Origin of the sequence: Pseudomonas sp. NFACC05-1, assembly GCF_900100135.1 — a bacterium.
GTDB lineage: Bacteria > Pseudomonadota > Gammaproteobacteria > Pseudomonadales > Pseudomonadaceae > Aquipseudomonas > Aquipseudomonas fluorescens_Q.
Genome location: NZ_FMTR01000001.1, coordinates 858,955 through 875,800, shown reverse-complemented (window position 1 = coordinate 875,800; position 16,846 = coordinate 858,955). Strand labels below are relative to the sequence as shown.

Genomic DNA, 16,846 nt, shown 5'->3' with positions numbered 1-16,846 from the left:
CCCACTTCGAAAATCGCCAGCATCCGCGACGAGCCTCTCACCCGCCGCGGTGCTCCAGGGTTCAACGCATGTTTTCGTTCGCCATGGCATCCGGGGTGTAGAAGGACGCCGAAGGCGTGGCGATCTTCTGGTACTGGACCGCCAGGTCGTTGCTCGACGAATTGAGGAAATAGGCGCCGGTATCGAGGTTGTAGCTGCCCCACATGACCTGTGAAGTGAGCACCGGCATGTCCGGGGCCAACAGCGTCAGCGAATACATCTGCCGTCCCAGCTTGCCCTGGGCGTCATAGCCGTCGACCAACAGGATCTGCCAGGAATCCTCATCGATGTAATAGGTCCGACGCGGCACCACATGGCGCTTGCCGGATTTGAGCGTGGCCTCGACCACCCAGACCCGGTGCTTCTCCCAGCGCACCAGGTCAGGGTTGAGGAAGTTCGGCTTGACCAGCTCGTCGCTCTTGACCAGGCCGGCGCGATTATTGTTGTAGGGAACGATCAGTTCTTTCTTGCCCGCCAGCTTCAGGTCGTAGCGGTCGGTGGGGCCGAACAGCATGAACGCTTCGTCGAACAGACCAACGCCAGAGGTGACGAAGTCCGGCGTGTCATAGGCGATGTTCGGCGCCCGACGCACTCGGCGCTGGCCGACCAGGTATTGCCAGGCCGCACGGTTGCCCGGGTCCAGGTCCCAATGAGTCATCAGGCCTTCACCGGCCTTGGAGGATGGCAGCTCAGTCAATAACTTGCCGACCTGGTACTTGCCAGCGAATTGTTCCGGGCTACCGTTCTCGGAATAGTAGGGAAACTGGTAGCTGAACAGGGCACGGGTGGCCTGGACTTTCTTGCCGCCAGCGGTCATCAGCCACGTATCGAACGGCGCACTGATGGTCTCGGCCCCCTGCCAGGACAAGCGGTAATTCCACAACACCTGCGTGCCGTTGTCCGGGATCGGGAACGGAATGCCGCCGAAGGCACCGCTGACTTTCTCGGTCTCGACATCCAACGTGGCGCGGCCGGCATTCTTGGCGGTGTTGTCATACACCCATTGTGGTGCCGCCGCCGAGCGATGAGTGGGGTACACGTCCAGTCGGTAGTCCGGGTATTTCTTCAGCAGAAGCTTGGTACCTTCCGCCAGTTGGCCGGCGTACTGCTCCATGTTCGACGCCTTGATCGAGTACAGCGGCTTGTCGCTGGCAAACGGATCGGGCCGCTTATCGCCCGGCTTGTAGCCGGCCACGACCTTGGTATAGCCGCCGTCCCAGGCCGGGATACTGCCATCGGCGTTACCGGCGCGCTCGGCGCCGAGGGGCGTGAGTTCAGTCTTCAAGCGTGCCACCTGTTCAGGCGACACCGCCGCCTGGGCCAGGCTCACCCCGGCCAGGGCCAGCGTCAGGAGGCAGGTGTTGAGCAATGTGTTGTTCTGCATGGCGAATCCACCTTATTAGAATGAGGTTTTCACGTAGAGCGAGACGAAGTCGCGGTCGGCCAACGACTGTCCGTAACTGAAATTGCCGTCTTCGCGCAGCCCGGCTTTCGGGGCGCCGAAGAAGTTCACGTAGTTCAGGCCGACGTCCCAACGCTGCAGGTAGGTTGCCTTGACCCCGACGCTCCAGTCACCGGAGTGGGTGTTGCCGAAGCCTGCCTTGCTGACGGCCGATGAACGCCCATCGAGTACCACGCCCATGCCAATCGGTACGGTCAGGTCGATGCCGTCGATCACCTGGAAGTACGCCGGCTCCAGCAGTACCCGCAACGCCGTGGCATCGCGGGTGGTATTGGAGTCCAGGGCCGCCGCGTTCTTGGTGACGCTCAAGGTACGGTTCCAGGCCAGTTCGGCCAGCGCGGAACCGCCGTCCCAGAATGAGGTGGGCGACAACAGGTAAATCGCCGACAGGTTGGCGTGGGCGGTCTTGCCTCGGGCAAACAGCTCATCGTTACCGCCATCGACGTCCAGGCCTGGCGCGACCACTTGCAGATTGCTGACCAGCGGCGCGTTCCAGCGCACGGAGGTTTCACCGGCGAAGTTGAACGGCCCGTGGGCAGTGGAGAAACTGACGCCGGCGGTCTTGATGTCTTCGGCGTAGACCTGGCGATAGGAACCCAGGATCGGCAAGCCAGTGGCCGCCGAGGCGGGCCCGTCGAGGTAGGCGTACAGGCCACTCGGGGCTTTGTCGTGGTACTGCGCGGCGTAGAAACCCAGCTCCAGTTCGGTCCCATCAGGCTTGTAGCGGATCTGCATACCGCCCTGCCCCGAATTGCGCGGCTTCAAGTCACCGGCATTGACGGTGTCGTTGCCAAACACTTCGCGCAACGGACCACTACCGTAGCCAATGGCATCGACATCGCTCAGGTAGCTGCCGGCACCGGGAACGTTGGAGCGCTCCCACTCGAACTGATAGTAAGCCCCCACCGACAACTGCGGGTTGATCTGCAACTGCCCGGAAATCTGATTGACCGGCCGCAGGATCTCCTTGAACTGGGTCCCCGGCACGCTGAGCAACTTGACCACATCGCTCGGTCCCTGGGCATTGGCGATGCCGTTGCCGCCGTAGAACAGGCTTTCACCGTAGATGAGGCTGTGCCGGCCTACCCGCACCACGCCCTGGGAATCTTCGCCAAGGTCACCGCGCAGGAACACGAAGGCGTCGAGAATTTCCGCATCACGGCCGTGGAGCTTGCGGGTTTCGCTGAGGAAGTGGGGCTGCTCGCTGCTGTCGGTGTCCTTGTTGTAGATATCGTCGTACCAGGCTGCGCCGCTCACGCGCAGACCATAGTTTTGCCGGCTCAGGTCCATTTCGGAAAACAGGTCCAGGCGATTGGAGACCAGGCCGCGACTGAAATTCTTGTCGCCCTGGCTCTGGATCGAAGGGTACAGACCGTTGGCGGTCGAGGCGTTGGTCAGGCGGCTGTCCTGCCCCCGCAGGCGCCAGGCCTGGCTGTACTTGATGGTGTTGTCCCAGCGCAGTTTCCAGTCGGAGTCACCCAGGTCCATTTGCATGGCCTGGACCCTTTCGACCATCACACCGGTGCTGCATAACGCCAGGAACAGGGCGCAATGCTTGAAACCAAAGCAATCTTTGAGGTTATCCATGGACGCTTCTCATTATTGTTATTTTTGGGCATGGCTTTGCAGCCAACACGCTCGGGTAGCGGCTTGCACCGTTCTACGGATGCGCATTCAGATGTAGGTGGAGGCCAATCCACCATCGACCGGCAGGTTGACGCCGTTGATCCAGCGCGACTCGTCGGCACACAGGAAAGCGATCACCGCCGCCACCTCATCGGCGTAAGCAGGACGTTTCATGCGATGGGCATCGGCCTGGGTCCGGGCCTCGCCGAGCATGCTCACGAAGTCGTCGAGGATCGGCGTGAACACTGGGCCTGGCGCAACACTGTTCATGCGCACCGAATGCTCAAGAAACCAGGGTTGGGCCTGCAGGTAGGTCCAGACGATCAAGGCTTCCTTGAAGTACTGGTAGCAGGTCTGGTCCGGCACCCGGTGGTCGGCCAGCCAGGCTTGCGCGGCGGCAAAATCCTCGATGCGCGCCAGCGCCTTGTGCTGTTCCAGGCGCAACGGCCATTCGGCGCCGAGGATCGAGGCGATATTGACGATGCTGCCGCCCGCGTTGATGCGCGGTAGCAGCGCACGGCTCAAGTGGCGCAACCCAAGGTAGTTGACCCGCGCCAGCAGTTGCGGGTTTGCGGTGCCCGGCACCCCGGCGATGTTGCACAGGCTGTCGAGCCGTGCGGGTAGCTGCGGCAGCAACCGTTCGATGTTTTCGGCGCTACTCAAATCGCCTTGCACAAAACCGTCCAGGGTCATGTGCGGCGCCTTGAGGTCGACGCCAATCACCTGGGCGCCATGAGTGCGCAGCAGGCTTGCAGTGGCAGCACCAATGCCTGACGAGACACCGGTGACCAGCACAATCTTGTTGTCGAGTTTCATGTTGAGTCCTCTTATTATTTTTGTGTACTCGCAGGGCCCTCAGCTCATCGGGCCCTGTAAACCTGTCTGTCAGAAGGGGTAGACCGGCGCCTTGTCCTTGACCGTCACCCACTGCCATTGGGTGTATTCGTCCCAGTCCGCCGGGCCGCCGACGCTGCCGCCATTGCCCGAGGCGCCACGCCCGCCGAACGGGTTGATGCACTCGTCGGCGACGGTCTGGTCATTGATGTGCAACATGCCGCACTGCAACCGCTCACCGATGGCCATGGCCCGGCCCACCGACGACGAAATGATCGCCGCCGCCAAACCGTACTCGGTGCGGTTGGCCAACTCGACGGCTTCATCATCGGTGGCGAAGCTGACCACCGTTGCCACGGGGCCGAAGATCTCCTCGTCGAAGGCACGCATGCCCGGTTTCACGCCGCTGAGCACGGTGGCCTGGTAGAACAGTCGATCGTGCTCGCCGCCTGCCTCCAGCCGGGCGCCGGCGCGCACGGAGTCGCTGACGATGTCGTGCACCCGTTTCAGTTGCCGCTGATTGATCAGCGGCCCCAACGCAGCTTCGCCCTGGGCGGCGTTGCCTACCGTCAAGGCCCGGGCCTTTTCCACCAGTTTGCGGGTCAGTTCTTCGGCGATGGATTCATGGGCGAGGATCAACCCGGTGGCCATGCAAATCTGCCCTTGATGCAGCCAGGCGCCCCAGGCCGCATTGCGGGCGGCGAGGTCGAGGTCGGCGTCTTCAAGAATGATCAGCGGGTTCTTGCCACCCAACTCCAGCGCGACCTTTTTCAGGTTGCGCCCGGCGACTTCAGCGACTTTGCGACCGGCACCCGTGGAACCGGTAAAGGCGATCATGCGCACGTTAGGGTCACGGCACAGTGCCTCACCGGCATCCGCCGCGCCGGGCAACACTTGCAACAGGCCCTTGGGCAGCCCTGCCACCTCGAACAAACGAGCGATGAGAAAACCGCCGCTCACCGGGGTCTGCGGATCCGGCTTGAGCACCACCGCATTGCCCGCCGCCAGGGCTGGCGCAACGGAGCGCATGGACAGCACCAGGGGAAAGTTGAAGGGCGAAATCACGCCGACCACACCATGGGGCTGACGCCGCGCATAGGACAGGCGCCCCGCCTCGCTGGGCAGGACCACCCCATGGGCCTGGGATAGCAGGCCGGCGGCCTGATGCAACAGCACGATGGCTTCGCGCACTTCGTGTTGACCCTTGAACAGCGCGGCGCCGGACTCCCGAGCCACGTACAGTGCCAGTTCGTTGAAGGAATGCTCGGCCACCTCGGCGGCCTTGCGAAAGATCGCCGCGCGCTGCCGCGGGCCCAGCGCCGCCCAACCCGGCTGCGCCAGGGCTGCGTCGCGGCTGGCCTTGGCAATGTCGGCGGAGTCGGCCGTGGCACAGCGCATCAAGCGCTCACCGGTGGCCGGTTCAATGATCGATTGCAGCGGCCCCGACGCAGGCACCCAGTCACCGTTGAAGACACATTCCGACTCGATCACCTGGGACAACAGGTGGCTTTTGGATGCAGACATTTAACACTCCCGGCTCTTTGTTGTTGTCATCGTTTGCCGCACCTGGAAGGTATCGACGCACGCCGTGCAAGTGCTTGAGCAAGCGCTGTGCCGGTTTCGCCTGCGGACGTTGATAAACCTGGCGCAGGGCTCTGGATCAATGCTCTGCATCGAGTGCAAGGCTGATGACGCATCTGCCGACGTGGCCGTTGGCCAGCTGCCACTTGTTCATTTGATAAAGTTATGCTTAATAACTATCTCGCCAGATGATCATTTCGATCACCCGCCATCAGGGGCATAACAATGAATAATCCCCACTGCCAATTGCCGGATCACCGGATCGCCACCGAGCACTTCCGTCCACGGGGTGACAGCAACGAGCTGACCGACAACAGCTCGCCCACGACGGCAGAACTCACCGCATGTCTGTTTTTCTCCCCCGACGATGGCCGTATCTGGCTCAACGACCAACGCATGTTGCTGCTGCACAGTTCATCCTTCGGTGCGTTGCGCCGGGAAATCATCGAACGCCAGGGGCTGGAACAGGCCCGTGGGATGCTCACCCGCACCGGCTATTCCTCCGGCGCCCGGGACGCCCGGCTGATTCGCGAACGCTGGCCCCACGCCGATGCCGCGGCGGTGTTTCGCGCCGGCACGCATCTGCACACCCTTGAAGGCATGACCAAGGTCGAGCCGCTGCATTTCAAGTTCGATGCCGACTCCGGGTTCTATGAAGGGGAATTTCTCTGGCACCACTCCTGTGAGGCCGACGAGCATGTCGCCGCCTATGGCACCGGGCAGGATCCGGTGTGCTGGACCGAACTGGGCTATGCCATCGGTTTCGTCAGCGGGTTGTTCGGGCAATTGGTGATCTTCCGCGAAGTGGAATGCCGAGGCATGGGACACGAACGCTGCCGAGTCGTCGGCAAGACCGCCGAGCAATGGGGCGATGTCGAGCAGGACCTCAATTACCTCAACGCCTCACCGCCAGCGGTCGTCGCGCGCACCGACAGCCAGTCCGACAGCGTTGCCGGCACCGCCCCGCTGCCGGACAGCGAACAGCCGCTGATCGGTGCCAGCGCCGCCTTCAACGCCGCGACCCAAGCCTTGCAGCGGGTGGCCTTGACCCCCGCCACCGTGCTGGTCAGCGGCGAATCCGGCGTCGGCAAGGAGATGTTCGCCCGCCAGCTGCACCAACTGAGTCGCCGACGCGATGGTCCGTTCATCGCCCTCAACTGCGCGGCCATCCCCGACAACCTGATCGAGGCCGAACTGTTTGGCGTCGAACGCGGTGCCTATACCGGGGCCACCCATTCACGCCCCGGTCGTTTCGAGCGAGCCCATGGCGGCACGTTGTTCCTGGATGAGATCACCTGCCTGAGCCTGGCCGGGCAAAGCAAGTTGCTGCGCGCCTTGCAGGAGCGGGAAATCGAACGGATCGGTGGTGGCCACGGCATCAAGGTCGATGTGCGGGTCGTGGCGGCCACCAACATCGACCTGCGCAAGGCCGTGGCGGACGGCGCGTTCCGTGAAGACCTGTTCTATCGGCTCAACGTCTACCCCATCGCCCTGCCGCCCTTGCGCGAGCGTCGCGATGACATACCGCTGCTGATCAATGCCTTCCTCAAGCGCTTTTGCCAGGAATACGGCCGCACCCCGATGGGCCTGACCATGCGCGCCTTGAAGGTCCTGCTGCGCTATGACTTCCCGGGCAACGTGCGCGAATTGCAGAACCTCATCGAGCGCGGCCTGATCGCCAGCGAAGAAGGCCAGGCGATTGACCTGGTCCATCTGTTTCGCAATGAGCAACTGCCGGTGGATGCGTATTCCGTGGACCTGCACGGCGGTCTCTCGCCGATGGGCATGGCCGCCAACGACCCCGCGGAAAAACCGGCGTTGCTCCAGTCCCTCAGCCAACTGGACTCGGACTTCTCCATTGACGGGCTGGAGTCACGGCTGATCAACGAAGCCCTGCAACTGAGCAGCGGCAACCTGGCAGCGGCCGCACGCTCATTGGGGCTGAGCCGGGCACAGTTCGCGTATCGGTTGAAGAAGCATCAAAAAGGTGTACCGGACTGAACACCGAACCTGGGAGATGTTGCGAAGGCAGGTCTTGGGGCCGCTTCGCGCCCCAGCGGGAGCAAGCTCCCTCGCCACGGGTATATCGCCGGCCTTGAGTGAACAACATTACCTGCGGGAGCAAGCTCGGCTCCCACACTGGCTGCTCAACGACGGTCAACATGGCAGGCTCCGTCAAGCAGGGGCAAAAGCGCCCCGCCGGTACTCGCTGGGGGTCTGGTTCATTTCTATCCGAAAATGCCGGTTGAAGTTGGACAAGTTGTTGTAGCCCACTTCAAAACAGATATCGGTCACGGGCATTTCACTCTGCAACAGCAAGCGACAGGCACGCTGGACCCGCAGCTTGCGCATCAAGTCAATGAAACCGTGCCCGGTGATGCGCTTGAAGAACCTCGAGAAGCCTGGCTCGCTCATGTCCAATTGGCGGGCGATCACCGACAGGCGCAGGTCGCCGGTGAGTTCGGCCTGCAAGTATTCGAAGGCTTTATGGATGCGCTCGGAGCTGCGCGCATCGAGGGTCGGCGCATAGCAAGGGCTCGCCAGGCTCAAGGCTTCGTCGCCAGGGGCTTGGTTGAGGGTGTGAAGCAGTTCCAGGAACAGCGCCAACCGCGCCAGTCCCTGGGCCGGGCCGATGGCTTCCAGCAGGTGCGCGGCCTGCCGCGCGGTGTTGCCGCCGAAGGCCAGGCCGCGGCGGGCACGCTCGAACAGGCCCTGCAGATCGCCCAGTTCGGGCAGGGTTCGGCGCAAGGTCAGCAGCGTGGCACCGTCGAACTGCAAGACCACGTCGCGCCCGGGCAGGTGCTCGCCCGACGCCAGGTCGCCCATCCAATCGTGGGGCAAGTCCGGGCCAATCATCGCCACGTGGCCAGGGCCAAACGGACCGATGTAGTCGCCCGCCAACAGCTTGCCGCTGCCCTGGCGGATCAGGTGGATTTCAAATTCGGGGTGATGGTTCCAGCGCGCCATCGGGTACGGGTAATCATGCTCGTACCAGCGAAAACTGTGTTCGGGCTCAGGCAGGATGACTTCCAGTTCGGCTGGTCGCTGCTCGAACAGGGGCGTTCGGTGATCAGGCATGTCGCGCCTCTTTTATCGTTATAGCGGGCACCTTACGCCGAGTGCGCAGCGCTTCGCCAGCCTCGGCCTGACCGGTCACTGATACTTTTTTAACCCGCACCTGTCGCACTCAAGGGCGTTAAAAAAGTATCAACGCACGATCCTCCCTGCGTTTGTCGGCCTCCACGGGCGCTGCTGTAATCGGCTTGCCATTGACGACGAACCGGTGCCGTACGTGGGCATCCAGTACGTGACGATTCCAGAGCTCCAAGCCATCGGCACCTCCGTCGGCCAGCTGTTTACCGCCGCCCTCACCGGACAGGTCACGGTGGAACAGGCATTGGCCTCGGCGCAATCGAGTACCGAGCGGGAGATGAAACGGGCCGGGCATCCAAAGTTATAACGATTGGTACCGGCCTTTTGTGGCGAGGGAGCTTGCTCCCGCTGGGTCGCGCAGCGGCCCCACATCGGCGAGTGCTACGCACTCGAGCGGGAGCAAGCTCCCTCGCCACACGGCTGTGTGCGCCGCCTACCACCTAGACTGAAGACAGGACAACCCATGAAACGACTGGAAGGAAAAAGTGCCCTGGTGACCGGTGCCGCCCGCGGTATCGGCAGGACATTCGCCCAGGCCTACATCAACGAAGGCGCCACAGTGGCGATCGCCGATATCGACCTGGAGCGAGCCCAGGCCACCGCCGCCGAACTGGGCGATAGCGCCTACGCGGTCAAAATGGATGTGACGGACCAGGCGTCGATCGACCAGGCCATCGACGCCGTGGTGGCCCGGGTGGGCAAGCTGGATATCCTGATCAACAACGCCGCGCTGTTCGACCTGGCGCCCATCGTGGAGATCACCCGCCAGAGCTATGAGCGGCTGTTTTCCATCAATGTCGCCGGCACGCTGTTCACCCTGCAAGCGGCGGCGCGGCAGATGATCCGCCAGGGCCATGGCGGCCGGATCATCAACATGGCCAGCCAGGCCGGTCGGCGTGGCGAAGCGCTGGTCGGTGTCTATTGCGCCACCAAGGCAGCGGTGATCAGCCTGACCCAGTCCGCCGGGCTGGATCTGATCAAGCATCGGATCAACGTCAACGCCATGGCCCCCGGCGTGGTGGATGGCGAGCATTGGGATGGCGTGGATGCGCTGTTCGCCCGCCACGAAAACCTGCCGTTGGGGGAAAAGAAGCGCCAGGTAGGGCAACAGGTGCCCTATGGCCGGATGGGCACGGCGGAGGACCTCGCCGGGATGGCGATTTTCCTCGCCTCGGCGGAGAGCGAATACGTGGTCGCGCAGACCTATAACGTCGATGGCGGGAACTGGATGAGCTGATAATCTGCGATTTTATGGCCTTGAAACGACGGAAATGGACTTATTCGCCTGAAAGTTGATCCCACTATTTGAGGATCATCCCGAACGCTACCCAACGGTGCCGTTCCAAGGGATTTCAAAAGAGCGTGAATACCGTTGCCCCAGCGGGGCAAAAATTGCGCATCATAGGCGCCGTCCGCTCAAGGGAGATTTACATGCGTGCCATTTCATCCGTCATGGGTCTTGTCGTGCTGTCGCTGGGCCTGCTATTCACCACCGGTGCCACGGCCACCGAAGAGACGCAACTGGTCGAGTCCATCAACCTTTACCGCAGCCAGTCCCAAAGCTGTGCCGGCCAGGCCTCGCTGGAGTTGCCACCGCTGGCGATGGATTCCCGGCTGATCCTGTCGGCCAATGGCATCGGCGACCTGCAGCAGGCGCTGGCGCGGGCGGCCTATCCAATGGTCAACGTGCAGGCCATCAGCCTGTCCGGGCCGCGCGACGCACAATCAGCCATGAAAGCCGTCCAGGAAAGCTTCTGCCAGGTAGTACTCGACCCGCAGTTCATCGACATCGGCGTCAGCCGCCTGGACCGCGAATGGCGCATCGTGCTGGCGCGCCCACTGTTGTCGGCGCGCCTGGGTGATTGGCAAGCCGAGGGCCAGAAACTGCTGAAACTGATCAACAGTGCCCGCACCCAGCCGCGTCGCTGCGGCACCGAAACCTTCGCCGCCACCACGCCGCTGGCCTGGAACGCCACCTTGGCCCTGGCCGCTGTGAACCACACCCGGGCCATGGCCAACAACAATTTCTTCGACCACAAGGACCGCGACAACCGCATGCCGGGCGACCGCGCCGAGCTGGCCGGCTATCTGGGCCAGTTGATTGGCGAGAACATCGCCGCCGGACAGGACACCGCGCTCAAGGTGGTGGACGGCTGGCTGGCCAGCCCGGGGCACTGCGCCAACCTGATGAACCCGCAGTTCCGCGAATTGGGCGCCGGGTACGCGAGCGATCCGAAAAGCGATGCCGGGATCTATTGGACGGCAATGTTTGGCACTCAATAGCGCGGTGGCCCGATCAACCTCAGTGTCCGTGGCTGACATCGTCCTTGTGCAGCACCTGTCGCAAATGCTGCATGAACTGACTCAACGAAGGTGATTGGGCCACCGGCTTGCGTTGCAACAGGCCTATCGAGCGCTTCGCCGGCTGGTCGATGGCGGTGACAGCACACTGCTCGCCAATGTTGAACACCGCCGTGCAGCTGGCCGGCAACAGAGAAAACCCCAATCCTTCGCGCACCAGGGCCGTGGCCGTGCTCATGTGCGCCACTTCCCAGGCCGGCACAGGGTCGACGTTCAAATAGCGCAACGCAGCGTCAGCCAGGGGCCGGATGCTGGTGTCAGGCGTGAGGGCAATATAGGGTTGCCGCTTCCAGTCGCCCTGGCCGTCACGCTGCGGGTCTTTGTGGCTCAGCAACACCAGATTGTCATCCAACAGGCGCACAAAGCTCAGTCCGGACAGATCGTCAGGCAACGAACTGATGCCGGCGTCCACCTCCCCTCGCTGCACCCAGCCCATGATTTCCCCGGCGCGGCCGTCCAACAAGCTCACCGTCACGCCAGGGTTCTCGTGCTGGAAAGAAGCGATGGCGATCGGCAGGAATGACGCCGCAGCGGTGGGCAAGGCGGCCAGCCGGAGCGTGCCACGGCTCAGGCTCAGGGTGTCGCGAGCATCGCGCACGGCGTCGTTCATGTCCCGGAGCATGCGCCGCGCCTGGGGTAGAAAATGCTCACCGGCCGGGGTCAGCTCGACGCTGCGGGTATTACGCGCGAGCAACTGCAGCCCCATGCTCTCTTCCAGTTTGCGGACGCTATAGCTCAGCGCCGGCTGGGACAGGTGCAATTGTTCTGCCGTGCGGGTAAAGCTCGACGTCTCGGCGATGAGGATAAAGGCACGAAGCTGTCGAAAAGTAACGTTCATGGCCAACTTATAAAATTAATGAATCAATTGATTCTACCTTTAAAATTCACAGAACAATCCAGTCTCTCCACTATGGGGCCACCCCTCAGTGGAAAACGACATGACAAAAACAATTCTCGTCGGCTGCGGCGCCGGTTTCGCCAATGATCGACCCGACGCCGCCCTGCGTCTGGCCCAGGACCTGGCACAACGCGGCGGCCAGCGCTACATCATGCTGGAACTGCTGGCTGAACGGACCCTGGCCGAGGCGCAACTACGCAAGCGCCTGGATCCCCAAGCGGGATATTCCGTGCGCCTGTTCGATTTCCTCGAACCCATGCTCGACGTCTGCATCGAGGCTGGCATCCCAATAATCACCAACGGCGGCGCCGCCAATCCCAGGGCGGCCGCGCAACGGCTGCGCCAGACGCTGGCGGGCCGCTTTCCTGCACTGAAAATCGCCTGCGTGCTGGGTGATGATCTGTTGGAAGAAACACCGCCCCGTTACGAACGATGGCTGTCCTCGGAGCCCTTGGAACAGCCCGTGGCGGTGAACGTCTACACCGGGGCCGACGGTATCGCCCAGGCGTTGGCCCAGGGCGCTGGCATCGTGCTGTGTGGCCGGGTCGCGGATCCGTCGTTGGCCGTAGGCGCGATCCGCCATGGGTTGGGGTGGTCGGCGGACGATTGGCAGAAAATGGCGATCGCCACCACCGCTGGTCATCTGCTGGAGTGTTGCACCCAAGTCACGGGTGGCTATTTTGCCCATCCTGGAATGAAAGACGTTCCGGACCCGGCCAATCTCGGCTGCCCCATTGCTGAAGTCCATCAGGATGGCCGCCTGATCATCGGTAAAACCCGCAACAGCGGCGGACGGGTCAGCGAACAGACGGTCAAGGAGCAGCTCCTTTACGAAGTACACGACCCTCGACGCTATCTGACCCCGGACGTGGTGCTGGACCTGGGCCAGGCCCGTGTACAGGACTTGGGCGATGACCGTGTTGAAATCAGTGGCCTGCTGGGTCATCCGCGTCCCGACACACTCAAGGGCCTGGCGGGTGTGCGAGGCCTCTGGTTCGGCGAGGCGGAAATATCCTACGCAGGCCCCGGCGCCGTGGCGCGTGCCGCCCTGGCGCGGGAAATCCTGCTGCAGCGCTTCGACCAGTTGGCACCCGGGGTCCAGCCCTGGATCGACCTGTCCGGGGTCGCCAGCCTCTTCAACGACCAGGGCGGTCGATACCTGCAACAGCAACTGGCCCAGGCGCCCGCCCTGGAGGATGTGCGCGTGCGGATCGGCCTGACTCACACCGACCGACGGCTGGTGGAGGCCCTGCTGGCAGAGGTCGAGTCGCTCTACACCAACGGGCCGGCGGGCGGCGGTGGCGTCCGGCGACACCTCTCCGAGACCGTTACCACCCGCAGTTTCCTGCTACCGCGAGATCAAATCCATACAACCCTGGAGTGGTACTGATGAACCTAGTCACCCTCGCCGACTATGCCCATGCCCGTGCTGGCGACAAGGGCAACATTCTCAGCATCGCCCTGTTCCCCCACGATCCGGCCCACTATCCATGGCTGCTACGGGAATTGACCTGCGCCCGAGTGGCCGAGCAATTCGCGACGCGACAGCCCTCCAAGGTGCATCGCTATGAACTGCCAAACCTGAATGCGCTGAATTTCGTGCTCGAGGACGCCCTGGAGGGCGGGGTGAACCGCAGTTGCGGTCTTGATCGTCACGGCAAGAGCCTGAGTTACCTGCTTCTGGCCTTGCGCCTGCCCGGACCGCAAGGCTGATCGACTTCGCCCGCGAACCTTCGACAACAATAAAAAAGAGAGGCTGCAACATGATTACAACCCTGGGTTTCCTGATGATGCTCGCCATTATCGGGTTGATATTGCTACGCAGGATCAGCCCGGTGGTGGCGTTCACCACCCTTCCCGTGATCGTTTGCCTGCTGGCCGGCTTCAATCTCGGGCAGATCGGCGAATTCATCAAGACCGGCCTGATCACGGTGGCCCCGACCGCAGCACTGTTTCTGTTTGCCATCCTGTTCTTCGGCATCATGCGCGACCGGGGATTGTTCGATCCCTTGGTCAACCTGCTGATCCGCAGCACGGGCGGCAAGCCGCTGGCCGTGGCACTGGTGACGGTATTGGTGACGTCAGTGGTCCATCTCGACGGCGTCGGCGCCGCCACATTCTTACTGACCATCCCGGCCCTTCTGCCCTTGTATAAACGCCTGAACATGAGCCCGGCGATGCTGTTGTGCCTGGTGGGCACCACGGCCGGCGTGATCAATATGGTCCCTTGGGGTGGAACGACTGCACGCGCCGCCGCAGTGTCGGGGCTGGATGCCACCCAACTGTGGCTAGGCTTGCTGCCAGTGCAGATGGTGGGCCTGGCGTGCATGCTCGTTGTCGCGACAGTGTTGGGCTTGCGCGCCCAACGTCGCCAACCGATGTCGCTGGGCGCGGCTGCAACCTGTGACATGGACAGCCTGCAACCCCAAGACCGTGAACTCGCCCTCTCCCCGCGAGGACTGCGTTACTGGCTGAACGTGGCGCTGACCGGTGGGATCCTGGCGTGCCTGTTCACCGGCATTTTTCCCTTGTATGCCTGTTTCATGGTGGGATTGGGCATCGCCCTGCCCTTGAATTTCCCGTCCCTGGACGCCCAGGCCGAACGCCTCAAGGCCCATGCGGCCGATGCGCTGCAAATGGTCCTGGTGATGATGGCCGCCGCCGTTCTGCTGGGCGTGCTTTCCGGCGCAAAGATGTCCGACGGCATGGCATTGGCACTGATCGATACCATGCCAGCCGGTTCCGCCCAATATCTGCATGTGATCGTCGGTTTCTTCGGCGTCCCTCTGGGGATGATCTTCTCACCGGATGCCTACTATTTCGCCTTGCTGCCAGTGATCAGGGACGTGGCCGCTGCCGCGGGTGTCCCCCTCGAGGCCGTGGCCCGGGCCATGTTGATCGGCGAGAACACCGGATTCTCCATCAGCCCGGTGGTGCCCAGCGTGTACCTGGCGCTGGCGTTGTCCGGCGTAGAGCTGCGCAAGCACATGGCCTATACGTTCTTCTGGGCCTGGGGCGTCAGCCTGGTGATGCTCGCCTTCGCGGTGGCGACTGGAGCGGTACAGGTTTGAACAAGCGGTGAATGCGGGCAAGTGCAGATGATCCTTCGCATGTTGAGCAGATCAAGCATTGATGCTGACTGAGCGTGCGCCATCGCGAGCAGGCTCGCTCCCACAGGGTTAACCGAGCCCAAAAAAAACGCCGCTCAATGAGCGGCGTTTTTGTACCTCACCAGACGGCGTCCGGTTTACAGCGCCATGTCAGCCGCTGGGTTGGCTTCACGGGCAGCGGCCGGCTTGGCCGGTGCCGCGGTGGCGCCTGGCTTGCCGATCGCCGGCGGAGGATCCAGTTGCAGGACCTCGCTGGTGTAGGCCCATTCCTGGGCGACACGCTCAGGGTTATCGTTGAGCTTGGTGCCGTAGCTTGGCACGATCTGGTGCAGTTTTTCCTGCCAGGCCGGGCTGGCGACCTTGTCCTTGAAGACCTTCTCAAGCACGGTCAGCATGATCGGTGCGGCGGTCGAGGCGCCTGGCGAGGCACCCAGCAGGCCGGCGATGCTGCCGTCCTGGGACGCAACCACTTCGGTACCGAGTTTCAGTACGCCGCCCTTCTCTTCGTCACGCTTGATGATCTGCACGCGCTGACCGGCCTGCCACAGGCGCCAGTCTTCCTGCTTGGCCTCCGGGAAGTACTCTTTCAGGGCGTTGAAGCGATCTTCATCCGACAGCATCAGTTGACCGGCCAGGTACTCGACCAGTGGGTACTGTTCGATACCGACCTTGGTCATCGGCCACACGTTGTGGGTGGTGGTGCTGGTCAGCAGGTCGAAGTACGAACCGTTCTTCAGGAACTTGGTGGAGAAGGTTGCGAACGGGCCAAACAGAATCACGCGCTTGCCATCGAGCACACGGGTATCCAGGTGCGGAACCGACATCGGCGGTGCGCCCACCGAAGCCTTGCCGTAGGCCTTGGCCAGGTGCAGTTGGGCAACCGTCGGGTTTTCGGTGACCAGGAACGAACCACCCACCGGGAAACCCGCGTATTCACGCGCTTCCGGGATGTCGGACTTCTGCAGCAGGTGCAAGGCACCACCGCCGGCGCCGATGAACACGAACTTGGCGTCGGTCTCGGTTTCGGTACCGTCTTTCAGGTTCTTGTACGAAACGCGCCAGGTGCCGTCTTCGTTGCGGGTGATCTCTTCCACTTCGCTGGACAGCTTGAGGGAGAAGTTCGGCTTGGTTTGCAGGTAAGCCGCGAATTGACGCGTGATTTCGCCGAAGTTCACGTCAGTGCCCAGTGGACTCCAAGTGGCCGCGACTTTCTGGCTCGGGTCACGCCCTTGCATCATCAGCGGCACCCACTTGCTGATCTGCTCGCGATCTTCGGAATACTGCATGCCGGCGAACAACGGGCTGGCCTGGAGGGCTTCGTAGCGCTTCTTCAGGAACGCGATGTTCTCGTCGCCCCACAAAAAGCTCATGTGCGGCGTGGAGTTAATGAACGAACGCGGGTTCTTCAACACGCCGTTCTTGACCTGCCAGGACCAGAACTGACGGGAGATCTGGAAGGCTTCGTTGATTTCGATGGCCTTGGAGATATCGACCTTGCCGTTCTTGTCTTCCGGCGTGTAGTTCAGCTCGGCCAGCGCAGAGTGACCGGTACCGGCATTGTTCCAGCCGTTGGAGCTCTCTTCGGCAACACCGTCCAGGCGCTCGACCATTTCCATGGTCCAGCCCGGCTCCAGCTCATTGAGCCAGACGCCGAGTGTCGAGCTCATGATGCCCCCACCAATGAGCAAGACATCCACTTTTTTTGGCTCGGCGGCATGCGTGGTCGCAAGACCCATCGCCATCGCCAGGCCCAGTAGCGCCGTGTGTGTTTTCTTCAACATG

The 16,846-nt window shown here is 62.5% G+C and carries 13 protein-coding genes and 1 pseudogene; 7 read left to right on the top strand and 7 right to left on the bottom strand.

Going from position 1 to position 16,846, the window contains the following annotated elements; all coding sequences use genetic code 11:
- Window positions 1-61: 61 nt before the first annotated feature.
- The 4 genes from BLO97_RS03740 to BLO97_RS03725 form a co-directional block, all read right to left on the bottom strand.
- Window positions 62-1,423 (bottom strand): DUF1329 domain-containing protein, encoded by a 1,362-nt coding sequence (locus BLO97_RS03740; RefSeq protein WP_063321432.1) that lies wholly within the window; start codon window positions 1,421-1,423, stop codon window positions 62-64.
- A gap of 15 nt (window positions 1,424-1,438) precedes the next feature.
- Window positions 1,439-3,088, bottom strand: coding sequence for a DUF1302 domain-containing protein (locus tag BLO97_RS03735; RefSeq protein ID WP_092141373.1), 1,650 nt, complete (start codon window positions 3,086-3,088; stop codon window positions 1,439-1,441).
- An 87-nt stretch (window positions 3,089-3,175) separates the two neighbouring features.
- On the bottom strand, window positions 3,176-3,943 hold the full coding sequence (locus BLO97_RS03730) for a coniferyl-alcohol dehydrogenase (protein WP_027911729.1): 768 nt from the start codon (window positions 3,941-3,943) through the stop codon (window positions 3,176-3,178).
- A gap of 69 nt (window positions 3,944-4,012) precedes the next feature.
- A complete protein-coding gene (locus BLO97_RS03725; protein ID WP_092141376.1) occupies window positions 4,013-5,485 on the bottom strand; it encodes a benzaldehyde dehydrogenase in 1,473 nt (490 codons plus the stop codon).
- Between the two features lie 282 nt (window positions 5,486-5,767).
- Here BLO97_RS03725 and BLO97_RS03720 point away from each other — a divergent pair, with 282 nt between their 5' ends.
- Window positions 5,768-7,543, top strand: coding sequence for a sigma-54-dependent Fis family transcriptional regulator (locus BLO97_RS03720; protein ID WP_092141379.1), 1,776 nt, complete (start codon window positions 5,768-5,770; stop codon window positions 7,541-7,543).
- Between the two features lie 174 nt (window positions 7,544-7,717).
- Here the strand turns inward: BLO97_RS03720 and BLO97_RS03715 are convergent, their stop codons facing one another.
- A complete protein-coding gene (locus tag BLO97_RS03715) occupies window positions 7,718-8,620 on the bottom strand; it encodes an AraC family transcriptional regulator (protein ID WP_092344988.1) in 903 nt (300 codons plus the stop codon).
- A gap of 199 nt (window positions 8,621-8,819) precedes the next feature.
- Here BLO97_RS03715 and BLO97_RS03710 point away from each other — a divergent pair.
- The 3 genes and pseudogenes from BLO97_RS03710 to BLO97_RS03700 form a co-directional block, all read left to right on the top strand.
- Window positions 8,820-9,002, top strand: a pseudogene (locus tag BLO97_RS03710) (sugar ABC transporter substrate-binding protein); the annotation flags it as partial.
- A 156-nt stretch (window positions 9,003-9,158) separates the two neighbouring features.
- On the top strand, window positions 9,159-9,932 hold the full coding sequence (locus tag BLO97_RS03705) for an L-iditol 2-dehydrogenase (protein WP_092344986.1): 774 nt from the start codon (window positions 9,159-9,161) through the stop codon (window positions 9,930-9,932).
- Window positions 9,933-10,126: 194 nt separating this feature from the next.
- Entirely contained in the window at window positions 10,127-10,978 is an 852-nt protein-coding gene (locus BLO97_RS03700) for a CAP domain-containing protein (protein WP_063321438.1), read from the top strand.
- 19 nt (window positions 10,979-10,997) lie between these two features.
- On the opposite strand, the gene BLO97_RS03695 is transcribed toward BLO97_RS03700, so the two are convergent.
- On the bottom strand, window positions 10,998-11,894 hold the full coding sequence (locus BLO97_RS03695; RefSeq protein WP_092222118.1) for a LysR family transcriptional regulator: 897 nt from the start codon (window positions 11,892-11,894) through the stop codon (window positions 10,998-11,000).
- A 100-nt stretch (window positions 11,895-11,994) separates the two neighbouring features.
- Here BLO97_RS03695 and BLO97_RS03690 point away from each other — a divergent pair, with 100 nt between their 5' ends.
- From BLO97_RS03690 to BLO97_RS03680, 3 genes are read left to right on the top strand one after another with little or no spacing between them, the layout of a single operon-like run.
- The gene (locus tag BLO97_RS03690; protein ID WP_092344984.1) at window positions 11,995-13,344 is read left to right on the top strand and encodes an acyclic terpene utilization AtuA family protein; all 1,350 of its coding nucleotides are present in this window, start codon (window positions 11,995-11,997) and stop codon (window positions 13,342-13,344) included.
- Window positions 13,344-13,667 (top strand): AtuA-related protein, encoded by a 324-nt coding sequence (locus BLO97_RS03685; protein ID WP_003201468.1) that lies wholly within the window; start codon window positions 13,344-13,346, stop codon window positions 13,665-13,667. Before BLO97_RS03690 ends, BLO97_RS03685 begins: the two co-directional genes overlap by 1 nt.
- Window positions 13,668-13,717: 50 nt before the next feature.
- Window positions 13,718-15,025, top strand: coding sequence for a CitMHS family transporter (locus BLO97_RS03680; RefSeq protein ID WP_092344982.1), 1,308 nt, complete (start codon window positions 13,718-13,720; stop codon window positions 15,023-15,025).
- Window positions 15,026-15,201: 176 nt separating this feature from the next.
- Here BLO97_RS03680 and mqo read toward each other — a convergent pair whose 3' ends face one another.
- Complete coding sequence (gene mqo / locus BLO97_RS03675; protein WP_092141388.1) at window positions 15,202-16,845, bottom strand: malate dehydrogenase (quinone); 1,644 nt, start codon at window positions 16,843-16,845, stop codon at window positions 15,202-15,204.
- Window position 16,846: the final 1 nt, after the last annotated feature.

Excerpts from the sequence above, each read along its gene's own strand:
- BLO97_RS03680 (WP_092344982.1), top strand. The coding sequence starts at position 13,718 with ATGATTACAACCCTGGGTTTCCTGATGATGCTCGCCATTATCGGGTTG.
- BLO97_RS03740 (WP_063321432.1), bottom strand. The coding sequence starts at position 1,423 with ATGCAGAACAACACATTGCTCAACACCTGCCTCCTGACGCTGGCCCTG.
- BLO97_RS03685 (WP_003201468.1), top strand. The coding sequence starts at position 13,344 with ATGAACCTAGTCACCCTCGCCGACTATGCCCATGCCCGTGCTGGCGAC.
- BLO97_RS03700 (WP_063321438.1), top strand. The coding sequence starts at position 10,127 with ATGCGTGCCATTTCATCCGTCATGGGTCTTGTCGTGCTGTCGCTGGGC.
- BLO97_RS03695 (WP_092222118.1), bottom strand. The coding sequence starts at position 11,894 with ATGAACGTTACTTTTCGACAGCTTCGTGCCTTTATCCTCATCGCCGAG.
- BLO97_RS03715 (WP_092344988.1), bottom strand. The coding sequence starts at position 8,620 with ATGCCTGATCACCGAACGCCCCTGTTCGAGCAGCGACCAGCCGAACTG.
- BLO97_RS03735 (WP_092141373.1), bottom strand. The coding sequence starts at position 3,088 with ATGGATAACCTCAAAGATTGCTTTGGTTTCAAGCATTGCGCCCTGTTC.
- BLO97_RS03730 (WP_027911729.1), bottom strand. The coding sequence starts at position 3,943 with ATGAAACTCGACAACAAGATTGTGCTGGTCACCGGTGTCTCGTCAGGC.
- BLO97_RS03690 (WP_092344984.1), top strand. The coding sequence starts at position 11,995 with ATGACAAAAACAATTCTCGTCGGCTGCGGCGCCGGTTTCGCCAATGAT.
- mqo (WP_092141388.1), bottom strand. The coding sequence starts at position 16,845 with ATGTTGAAGAAAACACACACGGCGCTACTGGGCCTGGCGATGGCGATG.
- BLO97_RS03725 (WP_092141376.1), bottom strand. The coding sequence starts at position 5,485 with ATGTCTGCATCCAAAAGCCACCTGTTGTCCCAGGTGATCGAGTCGGAA.
- BLO97_RS03705 (WP_092344986.1), top strand. The coding sequence starts at position 9,159 with ATGAAACGACTGGAAGGAAAAAGTGCCCTGGTGACCGGTGCCGCCCGC.
- BLO97_RS03720 (WP_092141379.1), top strand. The coding sequence starts at position 5,768 with ATGAATAATCCCCACTGCCAATTGCCGGATCACCGGATCGCCACCGAG.